The sequence below is a fragment of the Martinezella hainanensis genome (assembly GCF_900094555.1).
Lineage (GTDB): Bacteria > Pseudomonadota > Alphaproteobacteria > Rhizobiales > Rhizobiaceae > Rhizobium > Rhizobium hainanense.
Genome location: NZ_FMAC01000002.1, coordinates 401,686 through 419,905 on the forward strand (window position 1 = coordinate 401,686; position 18,220 = coordinate 419,905).

An 18,220-nucleotide genomic window follows, 5' to 3' on the forward strand; every position below is an offset into this window, starting at 1 on the left:
AGGATGGGAATATGGATATCGAGCGGCGGTCGGGATGCCCGATCAATCTGACAATGGAAGTGCTGGGGGACCGTTGGAGCCTGGTCGTCATCAGGGACATCATGTTCGGTAATCGCCGGCATTTTCGCGAGTTGCTCAATCGGTCGGAGGAGGGGATTGCCTCCAACATACTCGCCGCGCGCCTGAAGCGTCTCTTCTCGCTCGGCTTGATCACCAAGCTCGACGATCCGACCCACAGTCAGAAGGCGATTTACAGTCTGACGGAACCGGCGATTCAGCTAGTACCCATGATCGCCGCGATCGGCGCCTGGGGTAGGCGGCATCTGCCTGTCAGCGAAGACCTGAGCATCCGCGCCGAACTTCTTGAGAATGGCGGCCCGGCTCTGTGGGACGACTTCATGAACGATCTTAGAAACATTCACATCGTCGACCCGATCGGCGGCGCAAATGGCAGTGTCACATCGCCTGTCCTGATAAATCTCACCAACGCGTTTCTCGAGGCCCGCGCAAAGATGGAACGCGAAGAGCGAGAGCGTTTGCGCCGATAACAACGGGAATGCTCCGGCAAGGTGACCAGCGCGCAAGAACCTCAATGCCTGCCGGCGGCGCAAAGGAGCAAAAGGCACCGCTGTCCCGGCGGGAATCGTGCGTTTTCGCTGTCTGGCGGCGTCAGAGCAGCGTTCGGCCGCCATTGACCGCAAGCTTTTGGCCGGTGATGAAATCCGCCTTGCTCGAGGCGAGAAAGACGACGGCGTCGGCAATGTCTTCCGGCCTGCCGAAATGGGCCATCGGCGTATGTGCGAGATAGCCATCCTTTGCCTGCTGCGACGCTTCCGCATGGCGCTCGACCGGGATCCAGCCAGGCGCAATGAGATTGACCGTGATCCCCTCCGGCGCGAGCTCTCTCGCCCAGGAGCGCGTCATCGAGAGCATCGCGCCCTTGGCGGAGGCGTAGTTGCCGAAATTGGGATTGCCAAGCTCCGCGACCTCGGAACCGATGTTGATGACACGACCCGATTTGCGGGCCCGCCAATCCGGCAGCACGGCTTGCAGCAGCTCAAGCGGCGCCTTCACGAAGAATTCCAGCTGGTCGAGATATGTCCGCCAGGATTGCTCCATGAGCGGCATTTCCGGCTGGGGTCCCGTCGCATTGTTGACGATCAGATCGACCGGTCCGAGCGATGACTTGATCTGCTCCAAACCGTCCGCAAGCTGGTTCTTGTCGATTACGCTGAACCGGGCGGCAAAAGCCTGTCCACCGCGCTGCCGAATGGTGTCGACGATCTTATCAGCCCCTTGGGTATCCCTGGCATAGTTGACGGCGACGGCCCAGCCTGCTTCCGCAAGCTGCAAGGCGATCACGGCGCCAAGGCCGCGAGAGGCGCCCGTTACCAGCGCTACTTTCATTGCATTCCTCCTCTAGGCCCGGTTCGAGCCTTCTCACTCGCTTTTCTCCAACCAAAGCAGTGCGATAGCCGGAAGCAGGTTCCGGCCATCCATGTCAAAATATCTTACCAGCGATGATGGACGTGCGGCGCGATCAGGCGCTCGTAGATCTCGCGTGTAGCCGCCATGACGTCGGCCGAAAGGGGAGCAAGATCGGCCGCTGCCGCATTGGCCTTGGCCTGCTCGGCATTGCGGGCGCCGGGGATGACGACGGTGACGGCTTCGTTCATCAGGATCCAGCGCAGCGCGAAAGCCGCCATGCTGGCGCCAGCCGGCACCAGCTTGCGCACTTCTTCCACGGCCTGGAGACCAACCTCGAACGGCACGCCCGCGAAGGTCTCGCCGACATCGAAGGCCTCGCCATGGCGGTTGAAGTTGCGGTGATCGTCGCTGGCGAATTGCGTATCGCGGGTGATCTTGCCGGATAGTAGTCCGGAGGCGAGGGGAACGCGCGCGATAACGGCCACGTTCTTGCGCTTGGCTTCCTTGAAGAACAGATGGTCGGGTCGCTGCCGGAAGATGTTGTAGATGATCTGGATGCTGAGTACGCCCGGATATTCGATCGCCTTCAGCGCCTCTTCGACCTTCTCGACGCTGACGCCATATCCCCTGATCTTGCCGGCCTTCTGTAACTCGTCGAGACCCACGAAAATCTCCGGACGGTAAAGAATTTCGGTCGGTGGGCAATGAAGCTGCACGAGATCGAGGCTTTCGACGCCGAGGTTCTTCAGGCTGCGATCGATGAAGCCTTCGAGATTGGCCTTGGTATAGCCGTCGGCCACATGCGGGTTCAGCCGGCGGCCGGCTTTGGTCGCCACCATCGGGCGTTCGCCGACGCGTGCCTTCAACACATCGGCGATGATCTTTTCCGAGCGGCCGTCGCCATAGACGTCGGCGGTATCGATGAAGGTCATGCCGGCATCGAGGGCGGCGTTCAGCGCTGCACGGCCGTCAGCCTCGCTGACATCACCCCATGCGCCGCCGATCTGCCAGGCCCCGAAGCCGACATCGGTCACGATAAAGGGCGTCCGTCCAAAAGCATGATGTCTCATGAGATGTCTCCTCTCCGTTGTTCGCTAGATGATAGGGCAGTAGCAGCCGCCCGACAGGGCCACAAGCGCTCATCGGCGATCGAGGATCGCAATCGCGTGACTGAGGAATATGCGGGGCGCGGTCCGGCTTACGAAACCGTTGGATGAAGCCGCCGGTGCGGTATTCACAGCGCCTTCGTTTCCTTAAAAGGAGAGATCGGATTTCTGACCGCTATCGGAGCCCATGCCCTCATTCAGCTTCATCCATGCCGCCGATCTGCATCTTGGCAGCCCTTTTCAGGGTCTGGCCCTCAAGGATGCCGCCGTCGCGGCAGTCTTCGTCGAAGCAAGCCGGAAAGCCTTTTCGACGCTTGTCGGCTTGGCGATCGAGAAGGCCGTCGATTTCTTCGTCATTGCCGGCGATGTCTATGATGGCGACTGGAAGGACAACAAGATCGGCCTGTTCTTCAATCGCGAGATGGCGCGTCTGGAGCGGGCGGGCATCCCGGTCTATCTGCTGCGCGGCAATCACGATGCGGCAAGCGTCATCACCAAGACCATCACATTGCCGCCAAACGTTCATGAATTTCCGACCGGCAAGCCGGGCAGCGTCAGGCTGGAGGCGCTGAAGGTGGCACTGCACGGTCAGGGCTTTGCCGAACGCTCCGCCAACGACAATCTGGCGATTGCCTATCCGGCACCCGTCTCCGGCTGGTTCAACATCGGTATTCTTCATACGTCGCTGACCGGCCGCGAGCCGCATGCGCCCTATGCGCCGTGCTCCGTCGATGATCTGCGTTCGCGCGGCTATGATTACTGGGCGCTTGGCCACGTGCATGATTATGAAGTAGTGGCGCAGGATCCGCTGGTCATCTTTCCCGGCAATCTGCAGGGCCGCAATATTCGCGAGCGCGGTGCCAAGGGCGCGGTTCTGGTGACCGTCGAAGACGGCCGGATCGAACATGGGCGCATCATCGTCGACGAGGCGCGATTCGCGCAGGTCGACATCGTTGCTGGCCCAGAAGATGACCAAGCCGCGATCCTCCGTCATGTGGAACAGGCGGTACAGCCTTTGGCGGATGAGATGGACGGTCGCATGACAGCGCTGCGCGTTCGGCTTTCCGGGGTCACGCCGCTGCATGGCGCGATCGCCGCCAACCGCCAGCAATGGCGAGACGAGGTGGAAGCCGCCTGCCATCGCGTGCATGAGGATATCTGGCTGGAAAAGCTAGAACTGCGGCTGGAGCCGCCGCCGGAGAAGGCGGCGGATGCTGACGGCGCGCTCGATCTGCGTCAGCTTCTGGCCGAGCATGAGGGCGATGCCGATATCTCGGCGGAAGCAAGCCGCCTGATCGACGAGATTGCCGTGCGCCTGCCGGGCGGCCTCGGCGCGGTCGAGACGCCGCTGGACGACAACATCGACACGCTCATCGAAGAGGCGCGGCAATTGCTGCTGGCGCGTGGGCAGGGGGCGGGCTAATGCGCTTTACCCGGCTCGATATTCTCCGCTATGGCGCACTGACTGACCGCGCGCTCGATTTTCGCCCCGGCGCGCGGTTGCATGTGATCTACGGCCCGAACGAGGCGGGCAAATCCTCGGCCTTGAGCGCGATCTCCGATCTTCTGTTCGGTTTTCCGACGGCAGCCGAGCAGAGCTTCCTGCATGAGCCAAATACCTTGCGGATCGGTGCTGATATCAGTGCGCGCGATGGTGCGAAGCTGAGTTTCCGCCGCCGCCGTGGCCGCAAGGGAACGCTGCTGGCGCCGGATGACAAGGAAACCACGCTCGCCGAGGATGCGTTGTCGCCCTTTCTCGGCAATTTGAGCCGCGATGTCTTCGAGCGCGCCTTCGGGCTCGACTCGCAGCGGTTACGGCAGGGCGCAACCGCGATGCTGCGCAGCGGCGGCGAAATCGGCAGCCTGCTATTCTCAGCCGCTTCCGGGCTGACCGGCCTGTCACGATTGCGCCAGTCGCTGGAAGCGGAGGCGGACGGCATCTATGCGGCCCGACGCTCGAAGGATCGCGGCTTCTACCAGGCTCTCGACCGCTATGAGGATGCGCGCAAGGCCGAGCGGGACAATGAGCTGAAATCCGGCGACTGGAAGAAGCTTCTTGCCGAAGCGGCAGAGCTGGAGACGGAGCTGGAGCGCCTGCAGACGCAGCGTCATGGCACGCGCGAGGCGCTTGATCAGCTCAAGCGGCTGAAGACCCTGCAGCCCTTGCTATCAGAAATCGATGCGGAAACCCTTGCGCTCGATGGCCTGTCGGATCTTTCCGCCATACCGGATGGCTTCGCCGACAGGCTCGAACAGAGGCTGCGCGACAAACAGGCGAGCGAAGAGGAGTTGCGCCGGGCGCAGCAAGCCGTTCTCCGCGCAGAAGAAGACCTTGCGCGCATCCAGCTGGATGAAGGGCTGCTGCAGATGTCGGGCGATATCACGCAGCTCTTTGCCGATACCGGCAACTACCGCGCCCAGCGTCACGATCTGCCGCGCGTCGATCAGGAGCTCGCCGGTTACGACACTTCACTTTCGCAGCTCGCCCGCCGTCTCGGTCTTGCCGAAGCCGAGCTGGAGCGGCAGCAGCCAAGTGATATCGACCGTGCGCGCCTGTCAGAGCTGGTGGATGAAGGCAGGCAGCTTGCGCGGCAGATGCAATCTCTTGCCGAGCAATCCGAAGGCGAGCGCAGGCAGCTTGCGGCCCTTGAAAGGGATAGCCTTGCCGGCCGGCTGATCGACCCGCGGCCCTATATCGATCAGCTCGAGGCGCTGGCGGGCGATCTCTCGGCCTTGGCTCGCCTTGATGGGCTGGAAACGCAGATACGCCGCATCGAAGCCGATCTCATTGAGGCTGCTGGACGGCTGAAGCCACCGATTGGTGACATCGATATGCTGTTTTCTGTGCCGCTGCCGGAGGCGACGGAGATTACCGGCCATCGCGATGCCATCGACGCCGCTCGATCGAAGGTGCGAGACGCTGCCGGCAAGCTGCAGGCCTATGACGAGCAACTGGCCGAGATAGAGCGAACGCTCGCGGACGCCGAGCGCACCGGGCCGATCGTTACCCGCGAGCAGATCGTCGCCGCGCGCGAAAGCCGTGACGCGCAATGGTCCACCATCCAGCAAAAGTGGACGGAGGGCGCGGCTCCGGACGCCAGGGTGCTTGCGGTATTGACCGTCGGCGTGGCCGAGGCGGACCGTCTGGCCGATGCCGCCCTCAGCGATGCGGATCGCGTTGCCCGCCATGCCGACTATCGCTTGCGGCAAGCGCGTCTGGTCCAGGAGCAGGACGAGGCCTCCGGTCGGCTCAAAGGCGATGAGAAGGCGCTGAAGGAAGCGCAGGCCAGCTTCGCGGCGCTCTTCGAGCCTTGCGGTATCGATGCCCTCGATCCGTCGACGATGCTCGAATGGCGGCGCGGAGTGGAGCTGCTGCGGCGCGAGCGCAAGGCGCTGCGCGACTTGCGGGATGAACGGGATGAGAATGCGCTGGCGGAAGGTCGCGTACTGCCCGCGCTGCAGGATATTGTCGAGGCGACCGGCTACAAGAGCGGCCGCCTTCCGCCGGCCGCGATTGTGGAGGGCTTGCGCAAGCATCTGCGCCTTCTGTCTGAACGCTGGAGCGAAAGCCGCACGCGGGAAGGGGAGATCGGCGCGGCGCGTGACCGGCTGACCCGGTTCGAGGATCAACAGCAGATCTTGGATCGGCAGCACGTCGAGTGGCGCGGCGGCTTCGCCAAAGCCGTTGAGCTGCTTGGCTTGCCGGCTGACACGACCCTCGACATGGCGGCTGCCGCGCTGAAGGCATGGCAGGAACTGCCCGATGTTCTGGCAGAGCGTGAAAACCGTCTGCGCCGCGTCAACGGCATGCGCCGCGATATGGCGGATTTTGAACGGCGGCTCGCGACCCTTGCCGCCAATAACGGTTACGAGTTGGATCATCTGCCGCCGGATGCCGCCGCCGAGGCGCTGCACACCCGCGTCAACGCTATGCGCGGCGAGCTGAAGAAGCGCGACGGTCTCGAAGAGGAGCGGCAGCGTGGGGCAGCGCTCGTGACGCGGCAGGAGGCTGCCCTTGCCGCCATCGCCGCCGATTTAGACCAATTGACCGCGGATCTCGGCGGCGTCGACGATCTGCCGGCACTCCTCTCTCGCCTGCGTGAACGCTCGCGTCTCGCCACCCGTCTCGTCGAAAGCCGCGATCGCTTCCGGCAGCAAGCCGACGGCAGGGCTGAAGACGATCTCCGCGTCGAGCTGGCCGGCTTCGAACGCGTTGCTGCCGACCTCAAAATCGAGCGACTGACCGAGGAAGATCAACGGCAATTTGCAACGCATGGCGAGCTTTCGGCGAAGCTGGCGGAAAACCGCCGGCAGCGACAGGCCCTGGAAACGGGCGTCAGCGCCGAATATGCGGTTTTCGAAAAGCTATCGGCTGAGCAGGAGGCAAAAGACCTCGCGCGGCAATGGGTAGTGTTGAAGATTGCAGCCCGCATGCTGGCAGGATCGATGGAAGCCTATCGCGAGAAGCAGGCCGATCCCGTCATCAGCCGTGCCGGCGAACTCTTCTCGCAGCTGACGGGCGGCCGTTTCTCACGCCTAGTCGAAGCGCATGATGAAAGCGACGCGCTACAGCTGCTGGCGGAACGCGCGGCTGGCGAGCGCGTGCCGCTGGATGGCCTGAGCGAAGGCACGGGCGACCAGCTCTATCTCGCTTTGCGGCTGGCGTTCCTCGAAGATTACTCCGCCCGCAACGAGCCGGCGCCGCTGATCGTCGACGATATCTTTCAGACCTTTGACGACGAGCGCGTCAGCGCCGGACTTCAGGTGCTTGCCGCGACGGCCGGTCGTTTCCAGACGATCCTGTTTACCCATGAGAGAAGCGTGGTCGACATCGCCAAGAGCGAGATCGGCCGTGATCTGGACCTGATCCAGCTCTGACGCGGTTCACCGACAAATTGCGCTACGGCATCGACGGGATATACAGCCGCGTCGGCACCACGATCCTCGGATCCGATTTGTCGCGGCTATAGGCTGGGTTCAGCGCGCGGTCGATGAACTCTTGCGTGGCGTGCAGCCGGCGCAAGTTCTGCTTTTCCTGTTCGAAGCGCTTCTTCCGCTCGCCGGATTTGTCCGAGCCGCGCGACAGCGATTCATGGTGATAGAGGCAGGCAAAGGGCGTCCAGACGATGCGATAGCCGGCCTTGTATGCCCGCAGGCAATAATCCACGTCATTATAGGCGACCGCGAAATTCTCCTCGTCGAAAAGGCCGATTTTCCGCAGACAGTCGCCCGAGATCAGCATCACCGCTCCGGTCACGCAGGTCATGGTGTTGCGCACATGTAGCCGGTTCATCGGGCCGCCGAACTCTTTCGGCTTGTTCATGTACCAATGACCCGCGAGGCCGCCGAAGCCGATCACCACGCCGGCATGCTGCATCTTGTCGTTGGAGAAGAGCAGTTTGGCGCCGACGATGCCGGTCCTGTCATAGGCGAGGCAGGAGACCATCTCCTTCAGCCAATTCGGCTCGATGACTTCGACATCGTTGTTGAGGATGAGATAATGCTCTCCCGTCGCTGCGCTCAGGCCGCGATTGACCGAGCGCGAGAAATTGAAGGCCTCCGGTTTGACCGTTGCCGAAAATCGTGGCTCGCTGCTGCGATAGCGCTCGTAGAGATCAAGGACGGATTGATCCGTGGAGCCGTTGTCGACGACCAGGACTTCGAAGTTCGGATAATCCGTCTTTTCGAAGAGGTCGCCGAGGATGCGCGAAATCAGATCGAAATTGTCCTTGCTCGGGATGATGATCGAGATTTTCGGCCACGTGTGTGGAGCTTCGAAGGTGACCCGATGCAGGGTGTTGGTGAGCGCGCCTTCCACGGCTATCTTCTGCTGCTGTTGCTCGAATCTTTCGGTCAGTGCTTTTCTGGCGTTCGCGGTAGCGACATCCATGAACTTGCGCGAGTAGGTCTTGCCATTGCGGCGCCACCAGTAAGCCGGATAGGGCAGGTGGAGGATGCTATCCTCGGGGACGCCCTCCAGATAGCGCAGCAGCAGATCATAATCCTGCGAGCCGTCATAACCCATGCGCAGATAGCCGATATCCCGAAGGCGGCTGTGGCGATAGATGGAAAAATGGTTGATGTAGTTGACGCCGGTCAGCAGCACGGAATCATAGGCTGGCTTCAGCATGACGCCGGTTGGCTTCAAGGTATCATCGACCACCAGTTCATCAGTGTAGACGAAATTCGCATCCGGATTCTGCTCCAGCGTCCGCCTGATAATCTTGAGGGCATGCGGTGCGATGACATCGTCATGATCGAGAAAGGCGATCCATTGCCCCTGTGCCTGGGACAGGCCCGCATTGGTGGCGGCCGCGATGCCGCCGTTGCGCTCGTTCAACACAACGCGGACATTGTCTTTTGATTGCCTGCTTTGATACCACTGCCGCGTTTCCGGCGACGTCGAGCCGTCATCGCTCAGGATGAGCTCGGCGCCCGTTTCGCCCTGTGCTTCAAAGGATCTGACGAGATCGTCCAGATAGTGGGGCGGCGCGTCGTAAACCGGGACGACGACGCTGATCCAGGTCCCCACCGTTGCCGATACCGGAACGGTCTCCAGCTCGGAAGCAAGCCGATAGCTCGCCTCGGCATATTGCACTGTAAGGCTTGGACGCTGTCGCCCGAAACGCAGCCTGGGCAATTTCATCCAATGTTGCGGCAGTTTGCCAAGATCGATGCGTCTGGTTCCTTCATCCGCTCCGAGTCTGTCGGTTATATATTTCTCCCCGGACTTTGCGGACGTAAAAGCCACAGCAGAAAATTGGAAGCGAGTCGGGAACGTGGCCGGATCGGCCCGCAGGGCACAGATGGTACCAACAGAACCGATGTCCGCTGTGATGATGAAGCGCTGCCCTTGCGGAAAGGAAACCGTATCCTTTTCGCGAAAGCCATAACCGCGATTGATATAGAACTTCGGATCGATGGGCTCATCGATTGCGGCGATATCAATGACGATCAATCTCTTGCGAACGGGCGGAAACCTGATCTCGAATGCGGGATCGTCCCCCAGGGATTTCCAGAGGCTTAGATCGGCATCAGCAGATATTTCCCGTTCAAGATCGGCGTTCGGTACGATTTTGAGTGTCATCGAAATATTGATTTCATCTATATGGTGAGAGGGGTCTTGCCCGCGAAAATCCTGCTCTAGCCTATGCCGCTGAGAGGTTCAAAACGTATGCCGGGAAATGCCGGGCTCGCGTGCCGCCGCATTGTCTCGATCGAGTGCCGCGTGGCATCGCGAGCGGAGAGCCGCCGCTCGCGGTCGCCGACCAGCAGGTCGATGGCGGCCAACCACTCATCAGCGGTATTGCCGATGTGAAACTCTCCGTTGACAGCGCAGCGTTCGAAAGTCGGGCATCGAGAAAACACGGCTGCGGCCTGCAGGCGGCTGATGTCGATACGCTTGGTGTCGGAGCGGCTCGCATTCGTCCTTCCCGGTAGAAGGGGGGCCAGAGCGATATCGGCTTGGTGATGGGTTGTCTTGGCGAGATAGGCTGGCCAGGAGAGCGGCGGGATGATCGACATTCTCGCCGGGTCGATCCCTTGCCGAGCCCAGCGGCGGGCAAGCGGGCCGGCGGCAAAGACCTCGAAATGCAGATTGCTGTGCTTTTGCATCGCGGCTCTGACGATCGGCATCAGGAACTCGTGCTCGTGGCGATGCACGCCGGTCGCGTGATAGACCATCCTCAGCGGCTCGGCTCCGTCATCCCTGCCATTGACCGGGACATCGGCTGCGTCGGCCGGAAGCGGCGGCAGAATCTCAATCCGATGGGTTCTTATCGCGAGTGCGCTTGCCAGCGTTTCGGTGGAGGTCCAGACATGGGTCAGCAGCCGATTGACCCTTGGCATCGGGCGTACGGCGAGTTTGATGAGCCTCAATTTGTAGGGCCAACTCGCTTCGTTGCCGGTCACGACGGCAGGAATGTCATCGTCGACGAAATAGGCGACGCCCGCAAGAGTGCCTCGCCTTTCCTCCAGCCAACGCAATTGCGGCGGCTTGATGTAGCGACATATGATGACGAAGAGGCCGTCGCTATCGATGGCGTCGAGCGGTTCGTCGAGGCCTTTCATGGTGACCGGAATATGGCCAAGCGTCTTGGCGCGCTCGGCAAGATAGTAGCTGAAGCTCGGATTGGGATGGCGTGACAAGATGAGCAGACGCCTCGCAATGCGCTCACCGTCTGCCACCGGCGCACCGGATGGCCGCGGTCTTGGAAGCATCTGGTAGATGATGTCGCGCAAAACTTGCATGGGGCTTCCGCGCAAAATCACGCCAGGCGACTTCGGAGATTTGCGAGGATGCCGAAAACAGCACCCCAGGCAAGCAGCGTCACGCCTAAGATCCCGCCGATCCAGAGCGCCCGCTGGGGATACTCGGCCTCGTCGGGCAGGTTGGGCGCCAGGAACGTATCGAGGTAGAGCAACTGCTGCTTGCTGACGAATTTGACCTGCTCCAGCGTCTTCATGCTGGTGGCAAATTGCTGCTCGGCAAGGCTCTGTTCCAGTTCGCGCTGTGACATATCCACGGAAACATCCGCAAGATTCTGTTCGGATTTGTTCCGCCCGGCAACCTGGCTGTTGAGCTGATCGATCTGCTTCTGTCTGCTGTCGATCTCTCGCTTCAACACGCGCATCTGCGGTGCATCGGGGGAAACCGTTCCAAGCAGCGCATCATATTTCTGCTGAAGCTCTATCCTCTCCTTCTGCACGGATGAGATCAGGTTGGTGATAACGGTCGATGATCCCTCGACACTGAGGACGCCTGTCTGGTTGCGCGCAATCAAAAGCTGATCCCGTGCCTTCTGCAGCTGATCCCTAGCATTGTCGAGATTCGCCTGGGCGGTTGAGATCACGTCACGCCAGATGCGGGTGTTGACGTCGTTGACAACGACTTCGGACGCGGCGACGACCTCGCGCAATACCTTCTGGGCATCGGTTGCGCTGAACGCGCGCGCCTTGACCGTCACGATGCCGCTGTTCGCATCGATTTTGACCGAAACCATGTCTTCCCAGTAATTGAGCAGCTTTTCCGAGCTCGCGTCCTTCTTCAGGCGCGCAACCCGATCGATCGAATCGTTGCCGTAGATTTTTTGAAAGTCGACCTTTTCCTCGAGCGCGGTAACCATGTCCTTGCTCTTGATGAAGTTGGTGACGATCAGGGTGTTCTGGACGATCTGCGCCGGCGGCAGGCCGGTCACCTTGGTAATCTGATTGCTGCCGAGTGCGGGCGTGGACGTGCGGACCGTAAAGCGCGTTTCCGATTGATACTGATCGGACGCGACGCAGGTAAAATAGTAGATCGAAGCGATATTGGGGACGACAAGCAGCAGGAAGGTCGACGCCAGTATGGCCTTACTGATGATTTGCTGCATCGGACGCGGCCGCAGGCCGACAGCCTTGAACAGCTGGCTGCGCCTTGATGTCGAGAAGCGTAGTTTCCGCGCGGTCACCGACAGATTCGTGGCCACGTTCCGGCTATGCTCCGTCGCGCTGAGCTGAAGCGTTTTTGGCGCATTTTCGGTATCATGAGCCATATTGGGCCTTGCCGTCGCTCCCTGGTCTACTATCGATTCAATCTATAATAGGCTTCGATAGCCTGCTCTACCTTATCGAAGACGATAAGTCTGCCGTCGACAAGCACAATACCCCTGTCGCAATGCGTATTGATCATGCTCATGCTGTGGGACACCATGATGATATCGGAATTCTTGCGCCTGTTCTCGAATGCGATGCGGCAGCGTTCCTGGAAGCGCGCATCGCCGACGGCAAGAACCTCATCTACCAGATAGCATTCGAACTCGATTGCCATTGAGAGCCCGAATGCCAATCGAGCGCTCATGCCCGAGGAGTAGGTGCGTACCGGGGCGTCGAGATAGTCTCCCAACTCGGCGAACTCTTCGACGAAGCGAGAGACGCGCCTGACATCTTCGCCATACGCACGCGCAACGAAATGAACATTGGCTCGCCCCGTCATGAAGGGATTGAAGCCGCTGCCCAGTCCCAGCGGCCAGGATACTCGAACATTCTTGCTGATCTTGCCCGAATTCGGCAGCATCGTGCCTGCAATCATCCGGATCGTCGTCGATTTTCCGGCACCGTTCACGCCGAGCAGGCCGTAGGAATAGCCGGATTCGAACTCGCAATGCACCCGGTCGAGAATGATCTTCTTGCCGCTTTGCGTCTTGAAGAATTTCGAGACGTTCTTGAAGCTGATCATGGTGCTTCTCCGCTCATATCCGGTGATCCTCGACGGAGGCCCAGATAAGAGAAAGCGTTGCCCAGGCGACAACAAGCGCAAGCAATATGATCAGCGGCGTACTGACACGACGCGGAAATATCGATTCGTCCGGCAGCACCGGCTTGACGAAAACGGCGAGATAGAGCGTCTTGCGCAGAGCTTCGGCGAGCACGGCATCGTAGTTCTTCTGCGCGCTTTCGTAGAGCTTTTCCGCGATCATTCGATCGGTTTCAAGCCTGGAATAGTCCAGCAGAGCCTTTGCAAGGCTCGCATTCTCAGGGCCCGTCAACTCCGATCTCATCTTCTCGATCTGCGTATCGAGGCTATCCTTGGCGAGATTGAGCTGCTGATAGGTCGGAGAGTTCTGGGCGTTCGACTGCCGCATGACGAAGAGACGCGTTTCGAATTCCAGCTTTTGCGCCAGCAGCCCCGTCAGAAGCGTGCCGTTGTTCTGCGCCTGTGTCTGCGGGCTCAGAAGGCCGGATGCGTTTTGGAACTGGTTGAGGGCGATCAGTGTGTCGCCATAGGTCTTGCCGCTTTTCTGGACATCGGCCTTCATGCTCTGCACGATGTCGTTGCGCGCCCGTTCGGAAAGCTCGTTGATGAGCTTTTCGCTTTCCTCGATGATCGCATCTGCAAGCTTGACGGAATCATCGGGCGCGAAGGTTCTGACCTTCAGCGTGATGATGCCGGAAGTCACGTCTATATAGGCGCTGACATGGTCGTTCCAATACTTCAGGAACTCTTCGTCGGACCGCGACGAGCTGAATCGCGACAGGAAATCCGCATCCTGCCGGATAAACATCGATCGATAATCGATTTTCTTGCCGATCCGGTTCAGAATTTCCGTCGAGTGGATGAAACTGGTGACGACATAGGCGTCTTGCGAAGCGGAGCGCATGTTGAGAGCGCTGGCGGCTCCACCGGAATCACCGCCATCGTTGGAGTCGCCTGTTCCCGACACGGCACGGACGGCGAAGCGCGCTTCCGCCACATATTGATTGGAAGCGATGAAGGCATAATAGATCGAGCTTGCCAGGAACGGCAGGATGACGAGCAGGACAAAGCCGATGAGTCTCAGCGGCGGTTTGCCGCCTGACTGTGTTTCGGGCTCGTTACCATCATGCACCGGTATGTATTCGACGTCCTCGAGATCGGTGCGCGCGCGCTGCGCCGGTATCCTGCGCCGAAACAGCGAAGGCAGGATATGACGGCTCGTTTTTACCCGCGGAGATTCCTGAACTATCGTGTCTTCAATGACTGGCTTCGGCATGTCAGCTTGCAATCGTTTCCGGCAGTCCGGGCGCGGTTGGTTTCATCGCCTGACGCACATAGTGATCGAAAATCAAATCCTCTTCGAGCATAAGCTCGGCAATATGCAATGAACGCAATCGTGCCGCAACGTCTTCAAGGGTGCTGTGTCTGGGTGGCAAGGGAAAATCGTCAACCGAAATCCCGATGAGCTCGCTGAGCGCCTGTTGAAAATAAAGACTGTCCGTATCGAAACCGACAATGGCAAAGCGCGAGAGAAGGTCGATCGCAGTGGCGACATCGCTCCGTGTCACCGTCTGTTCCGGTATGGTCGTGGCCAATTGCCGGGTGACCGGAGATACCAGAACGTTTCTGACACTTTGAGGCGCTTTCTTCAGGGCTGTCTTTAAAGAGGCCTCGTTTTCGAGGCTTACCTCGGCAAAATGCTCCGCAGCGGGCGCCAGGATGATCTTGTCGCGGTCGCCGAAGAAGGAAATCTGGGTTTTCGCCATTCGTTTCAGAAGGAATATCCGCAGAGCAAGTTCGTAATAGGGATCGGTAAGCAGAACGATGGCCTTGAATCCCTTGTCGAGGAACTCTTCATAGTTGCGCATCAACAGCCGACCGCTAAGATAAATCGACTCGATGGCGTTCAGATGAAAGGCCTGGAGGGTCGTTTCGTGGCCGAAGCGCTCGACGGATGAAAGCTCATATTGAAAGTTGCGGCCGCAATAATAGTCGAATTTGACCATTGGCAGCAGCTGTGTCTCAAGCCTTACAATCTTTAACGGAATTGTATTCGATACCTGTGGTCGCCGATAGATCAATAGTCCGGACTTGGCATCGTGGATCATCAGCGATGTGCGTTGAGCCAGATCAGGGATGATCGTCGTATCGAGCTTGAACCCTACACGACCATCTTCGTGTCGTCCCGAGTCGATGACCGCTTGTTTGAGCTGGTCGCATGGCAGGATCATCAGGTCGCCGTCGGCATCCGAGATTCTGATCTGTGGCTTGTCGGAAAAGCCATCGGGGATCAGATAGCCCTCGATTACATTGCCATGATCGTATTCGAGGTTAAAAAGCACGGAGTTTCTCCGGCGCTTTTACCAGATCGGCATAGGGCCGAAGTTGCTGATGGAGTAACGTCATTGCGCCCTGCATAGCATTACATCTATCAAGGCGCCTATCGATATCGCAAATGTCGGGCCTTGGCATTTGAACCTCGTCAGGCTTCGTTGGGCGCTTTTCGCGCCAGCAACGAGAAGCTGGGGCCGCCTGGATGGCTTAGATTTTCGTCCCTGATGACAACGTCATTAAAGCCGAATGTGCGCAGCAGCATCAATATGTCATCCCTGTGCATCCAAAAGTGCCGGTCCTTCATGCCACCGCAGAAAGAGGCATTGGCATTGGCATGGTGATAGCTACGCTCGTAATAGCGCACCGCAACGCCATCTATCAATTTCGTCTCCACCTTGCCGCTGAAGGGCAACCAGCGCACGTCGCCCTCCGGCATCGCGTCCTCAAGGACGAAGTGCGTCCATATGAAAACCGCATTGGACCGTTTTGCCAGCGAGCGAAGAAATTCGCCGGGGTCGGCCATATGGTAGAGAACCCCAGATGCAAGCGCAAAGTCGTAGATCTCGTCACCTTCCGACAGCCATGCCTGAATGTCGCCGAGCAGGAAAGAGGCAGTATCGATGTTCAGGATCTGTTTGGTAACCAGACATCTTAGAAAGCAGAGACGGTTTGCCTCGATCGCATCGATCCGCGCCGGGCGATGGCAATTCAGCATATAGGTATGCATTCCCTCAAGCGGGCCGACTTCGAGAACGGTCCTGCCTTCTATCGATCCGAATGTGCGCAATGCCCAATCGATGCGGTCGTCCGCATAAAGGGGCAGGTTACCGGCATTGAGGCTGAATTCTGGAGGAAACGCACAGTTCCATCCCTGAAGCGCATCGATGGCGTTTTGGTGAGCCGGTCTGCCTTGCTCGTACTGATCGAATATCTCCAGGGGACTTTTCGGTGTCTTCTTCTGGGAGCGCTTTGAAAAACCAAGCATTAATACATAACCTTCATTTCAATCGGCATCCCGCCGATCCAGAGAAATTATAGGATCGTTCTCGCGTTTGACTTAATAGCAGTCCTGAAGCCGCTTTCCGCCTCACAGCAAGTTGGCGAAATCTATAAGTGCCTGTGGACAATCGAGGATTGCCGAATCTTATTCGAGAGGAGCCATTGATGCTATCTCGCTGGACGCAGAAATTCGGCAAGTTCCGATTGTTGTGGTCTGTCATCTCTGCGTGGGTTGCGGGTCAGGACTCAACTCTTTTACAGGCAATAGCAATCTTATGAAAAGCGGCATAAGTGCGATTCTGCAGAACTTTATGTCGCCGATCGGACGATTTTTTACTACTGTCGTTACTTAACGGCCTCTTTTTATTTTTCAGAAAATTTTAATTTTAAATCCTCAAATAATACTCGCGCAAATTGCTTTGCGCACCTTTGCCCCTTATAAATCCGATCTGATCGCGCGCTTCTTCAATCCCAGGTGTGTTCAGATGATCGCACACGATTTTTTTGATTGTATTCCCGGCGTTTGGGCTTGTTGACGCGCGCCCGTTATGCTTTTCAAGGCGTCGATAGATTTGATGCATTCTATGTCGATGTATGCCATCAGGTAATCACGGCAGCTATTGGTTTGAGGTTTTCAATTGTTTCGTATTGGCGCCGTACTTTGTTGCGTGGTTCTGGCGGGATGTAATTCCGTTTCGAGCGAAGGTCCGCTGGCTGGTGCTATTGTGAAGGATGCCGGCCAATCCAGTGTCGAATTGGGTCGCAGGAATGCTGCAGTTTTCGATATTGTCGACATCGACAGCCGCAGTGCGCGTCTGGTTTCAGACTATGTTTCATCCACGCTCAATCGCCGATTTGGCATGGGCGGTGGCGTTGGTCCGGTCGTTATCGGTGTCGGCGATGCATTGAAGGTCACGATTTTCGAAGCTGGTGCCGATGGCCTGTTTTCGACGGCGCAATCAAAGCAGGTATCGCTCGATATCGTCGTGCAGCCTGACGGCACGGCGGCAATCCCTTATGCCGGCTCGGTTCGATTTGCAGGTAAGACGCTTGACCAGGCTCGCAAGGCAATCCTGGCGGCTTTGGCAACCAAGGCCGTCGAGCCGGATGTTATCGTAACAAGCATGGGCACGCCGTCGCGTACCATCACTGTCTCCGGTGCGGTCGGTCGTCCTTCCATGGTTCCGCTGGATCTGACCAAGGAAAAGATCACTGAAGTCATCGCCAAAGCCGGTGGCCCCTCGACGCAACCTTATGAAACCTATGTTACGCTGGTTCGCGGTAGCAGGACCGGAACGGTTCTGCTGAAGTCGATCATCGAACATCCTTCGGAAGATATCTATGTCCAGCCGGGCGACCAGATTTTCCTCGTCCGTGATCCGCGAACCTTCACCTTGCTCGGTTCTGTTCGTGGGGACGGTCGTATCGAGTTCGGGGCGAACGATCTGAATCTGCTCGAGGCCGTCGCGCTGGGCCATGGCGCGATCGATGATGCGAGCAACGCCAAGGGCTTCTTCCTGTTCCGTTACGAAGAGCCTGAAATCGCCAAAATTCTTCTCGGTCCCGCTCGTTTCCAGGAGCTGCTGCGCAAGGGAATGGTGCCGGATGCCAAGGGACGTTATCCGATCGTTTATCGCTTCGATATGTCCAATCCCGACAGCCTGATCGTAGGACAGACTTTCCCGGTCAAGAGCCGTGACGTCATCTACGTGTCGCGCCATCCGTCCGTCGACATCAGGAAGTTCTTGAATCTTATTGGTACGCCGCTAGGTATCGCGTCCCAGGGGGCAGCAACAGCGGTGAATCTGGGGCAGTAATCCTGGAAAAATGGAGGGGCAGTGGCTCTGTCTAGTCTACCTGCGCCTCCATTCGTTGGCGGATGCCGACATCTGTATGATTGTGACGGATCGTGCCTTGTCGGCAACGGAAATTCATCGCGAACTGACTTGCGGAAAACAAGACAATCGTCGCAAGCAATAGCTGCGATCTTCGACTTGGACTGAAGAGTGTAAGAGATCGCATATTGCATCGGTTGTTGCGCTGCCGCATATTGGTTGCACACGCAAATTTTTTGTCGATAACAACCACAGATAATAATGTGAGCAGCTGATATTGAATT

General features: G+C 58.6%; 14 protein-coding genes. 5 read left to right on the forward strand and 9 right to left on the reverse strand.

The annotated features are described in order from the left end of the window. The first annotated feature begins 11 nt into the window (after positions 1–11). A complete protein-coding gene (locus tag GA0061100_RS08360; protein ID WP_075852264.1) occupies positions 12–548 on the forward strand; it encodes a winged helix-turn-helix transcriptional regulator in 537 nt (178 codons plus the stop codon). 121 nt (positions 549–669) lie between these two features. Here the strand turns inward: GA0061100_RS08360 and GA0061100_RS08365 are convergent, their stop codons facing one another. Next, positions 670–1,407, reverse strand: coding sequence for an SDR family oxidoreductase (locus tag GA0061100_RS08365; RefSeq protein WP_075852265.1), 738 nt, complete (start codon positions 1,405–1,407; stop codon positions 670–672). Positions 1,408–1,511: 104 nt separating this feature from the next. Then, entirely contained in the window at positions 1,512–2,498 is a 987-nt protein-coding gene (locus GA0061100_RS08370) for an aldo/keto reductase (protein WP_075852266.1), read from the reverse strand. Between the two features lie 223 nt (positions 2,499–2,721). On the opposite strand from GA0061100_RS08370, the gene GA0061100_RS08375 reads away from it, so the two are divergent. Beyond that, on the forward strand, positions 2,722–3,957 hold the full coding sequence (locus GA0061100_RS08375; RefSeq protein WP_075852267.1) for a metallophosphoesterase family protein: 1,236 nt from the start codon (positions 2,722–2,724) through the stop codon (positions 3,955–3,957). After that, positions 3,957–7,412, forward strand: coding sequence for an ATP-binding protein (locus GA0061100_RS08380; RefSeq protein ID WP_075852268.1), 3,456 nt, complete (start codon positions 3,957–3,959; stop codon positions 7,410–7,412). Before GA0061100_RS08375 ends, GA0061100_RS08380 begins: the two co-directional genes overlap by 1 nt. A 22-nt stretch (positions 7,413–7,434) precedes the next feature. On the opposite strand, the gene GA0061100_RS08385 is transcribed toward GA0061100_RS08380, so the two are convergent. Beyond that, a complete protein-coding gene (locus tag GA0061100_RS08385) occupies positions 7,435–9,180 on the reverse strand; it encodes a glycosyltransferase family 2 protein (protein ID WP_244557787.1) in 1,746 nt (581 codons plus the stop codon). Positions 9,181–9,183: 3 nt separating this feature from the next. Here GA0061100_RS08385 and GA0061100_RS35075 point away from each other — a divergent pair, with 3 nt between their 5' ends. Continuing rightward, positions 9,184–9,561 carry a hypothetical protein gene (locus GA0061100_RS35075; RefSeq protein WP_244557788.1) on the forward strand — a complete coding sequence of 126 codons (378 nt, stop codon included), beginning with the start codon at positions 9,184–9,186 and terminating at the stop codon, positions 9,559–9,561. 116 nt (positions 9,562–9,677) lie between these two features. Here the strand turns inward: GA0061100_RS35075 and GA0061100_RS08390 are convergent, their stop codons facing one another. The 6 genes from GA0061100_RS08390 to GA0061100_RS08415 all read right to left on the reverse strand — a co-directional run bounded on the left by GA0061100_RS08390 (position 9,678) and on the right by GA0061100_RS08415 (position 16,087). Then, on the reverse strand, positions 9,678–10,784 hold the full coding sequence (locus GA0061100_RS08390) for a hypothetical protein (protein WP_075852270.1): 1,107 nt from the start codon (positions 10,782–10,784) through the stop codon (positions 9,678–9,680). Between the two features lie 17 nt (positions 10,785–10,801). After that, entirely contained in the window at positions 10,802–12,001 is a 1,200-nt protein-coding gene (locus tag GA0061100_RS08395) for a KpsE/RkpR family capsule polysaccharide export protein (RefSeq protein ID WP_244557789.1), read from the reverse strand. Between the two features lie 95 nt (positions 12,002–12,096). After that, entirely contained in the window at positions 12,097–12,750 is a 654-nt protein-coding gene (locus GA0061100_RS08400) for an ABC transporter ATP-binding protein (RefSeq protein ID WP_069616299.1), read from the reverse strand. A gap of 13 nt (positions 12,751–12,763) precedes the next feature. Beyond that, positions 12,764–14,044 (reverse strand): KpsE/RkpR family capsule polysaccharide export protein, encoded by a 1,281-nt coding sequence (locus GA0061100_RS08405; protein WP_075852272.1) that lies wholly within the window; start codon positions 14,042–14,044, stop codon positions 12,764–12,766. 1 nt (position 14,045) lies between these two features. Then, positions 14,046–15,110 carry a hypothetical protein gene (locus GA0061100_RS08410; RefSeq protein WP_075852273.1) on the reverse strand — a complete coding sequence of 355 codons (1,065 nt, stop codon included), beginning with the start codon at positions 15,108–15,110 and terminating at the stop codon, positions 14,046–14,048. Between the two features lie 140 nt (positions 15,111–15,250). After that, positions 15,251–16,087, reverse strand: coding sequence for a class I SAM-dependent methyltransferase (locus GA0061100_RS08415; RefSeq protein WP_075852274.1), 837 nt, complete (start codon positions 16,085–16,087; stop codon positions 15,251–15,253). 652 nt (positions 16,088–16,739) lie between these two features. Between GA0061100_RS08415 and GA0061100_RS08420 the strand changes: the two genes are divergently transcribed. Next, complete coding sequence (locus GA0061100_RS08420) at positions 16,740–17,918, forward strand: polysaccharide biosynthesis/export family protein (RefSeq protein WP_075852275.1); 1,179 nt, start codon at positions 16,740–16,742, stop codon at positions 17,916–17,918. Positions 17,919–18,220 lie beyond the last annotated feature (302 nt).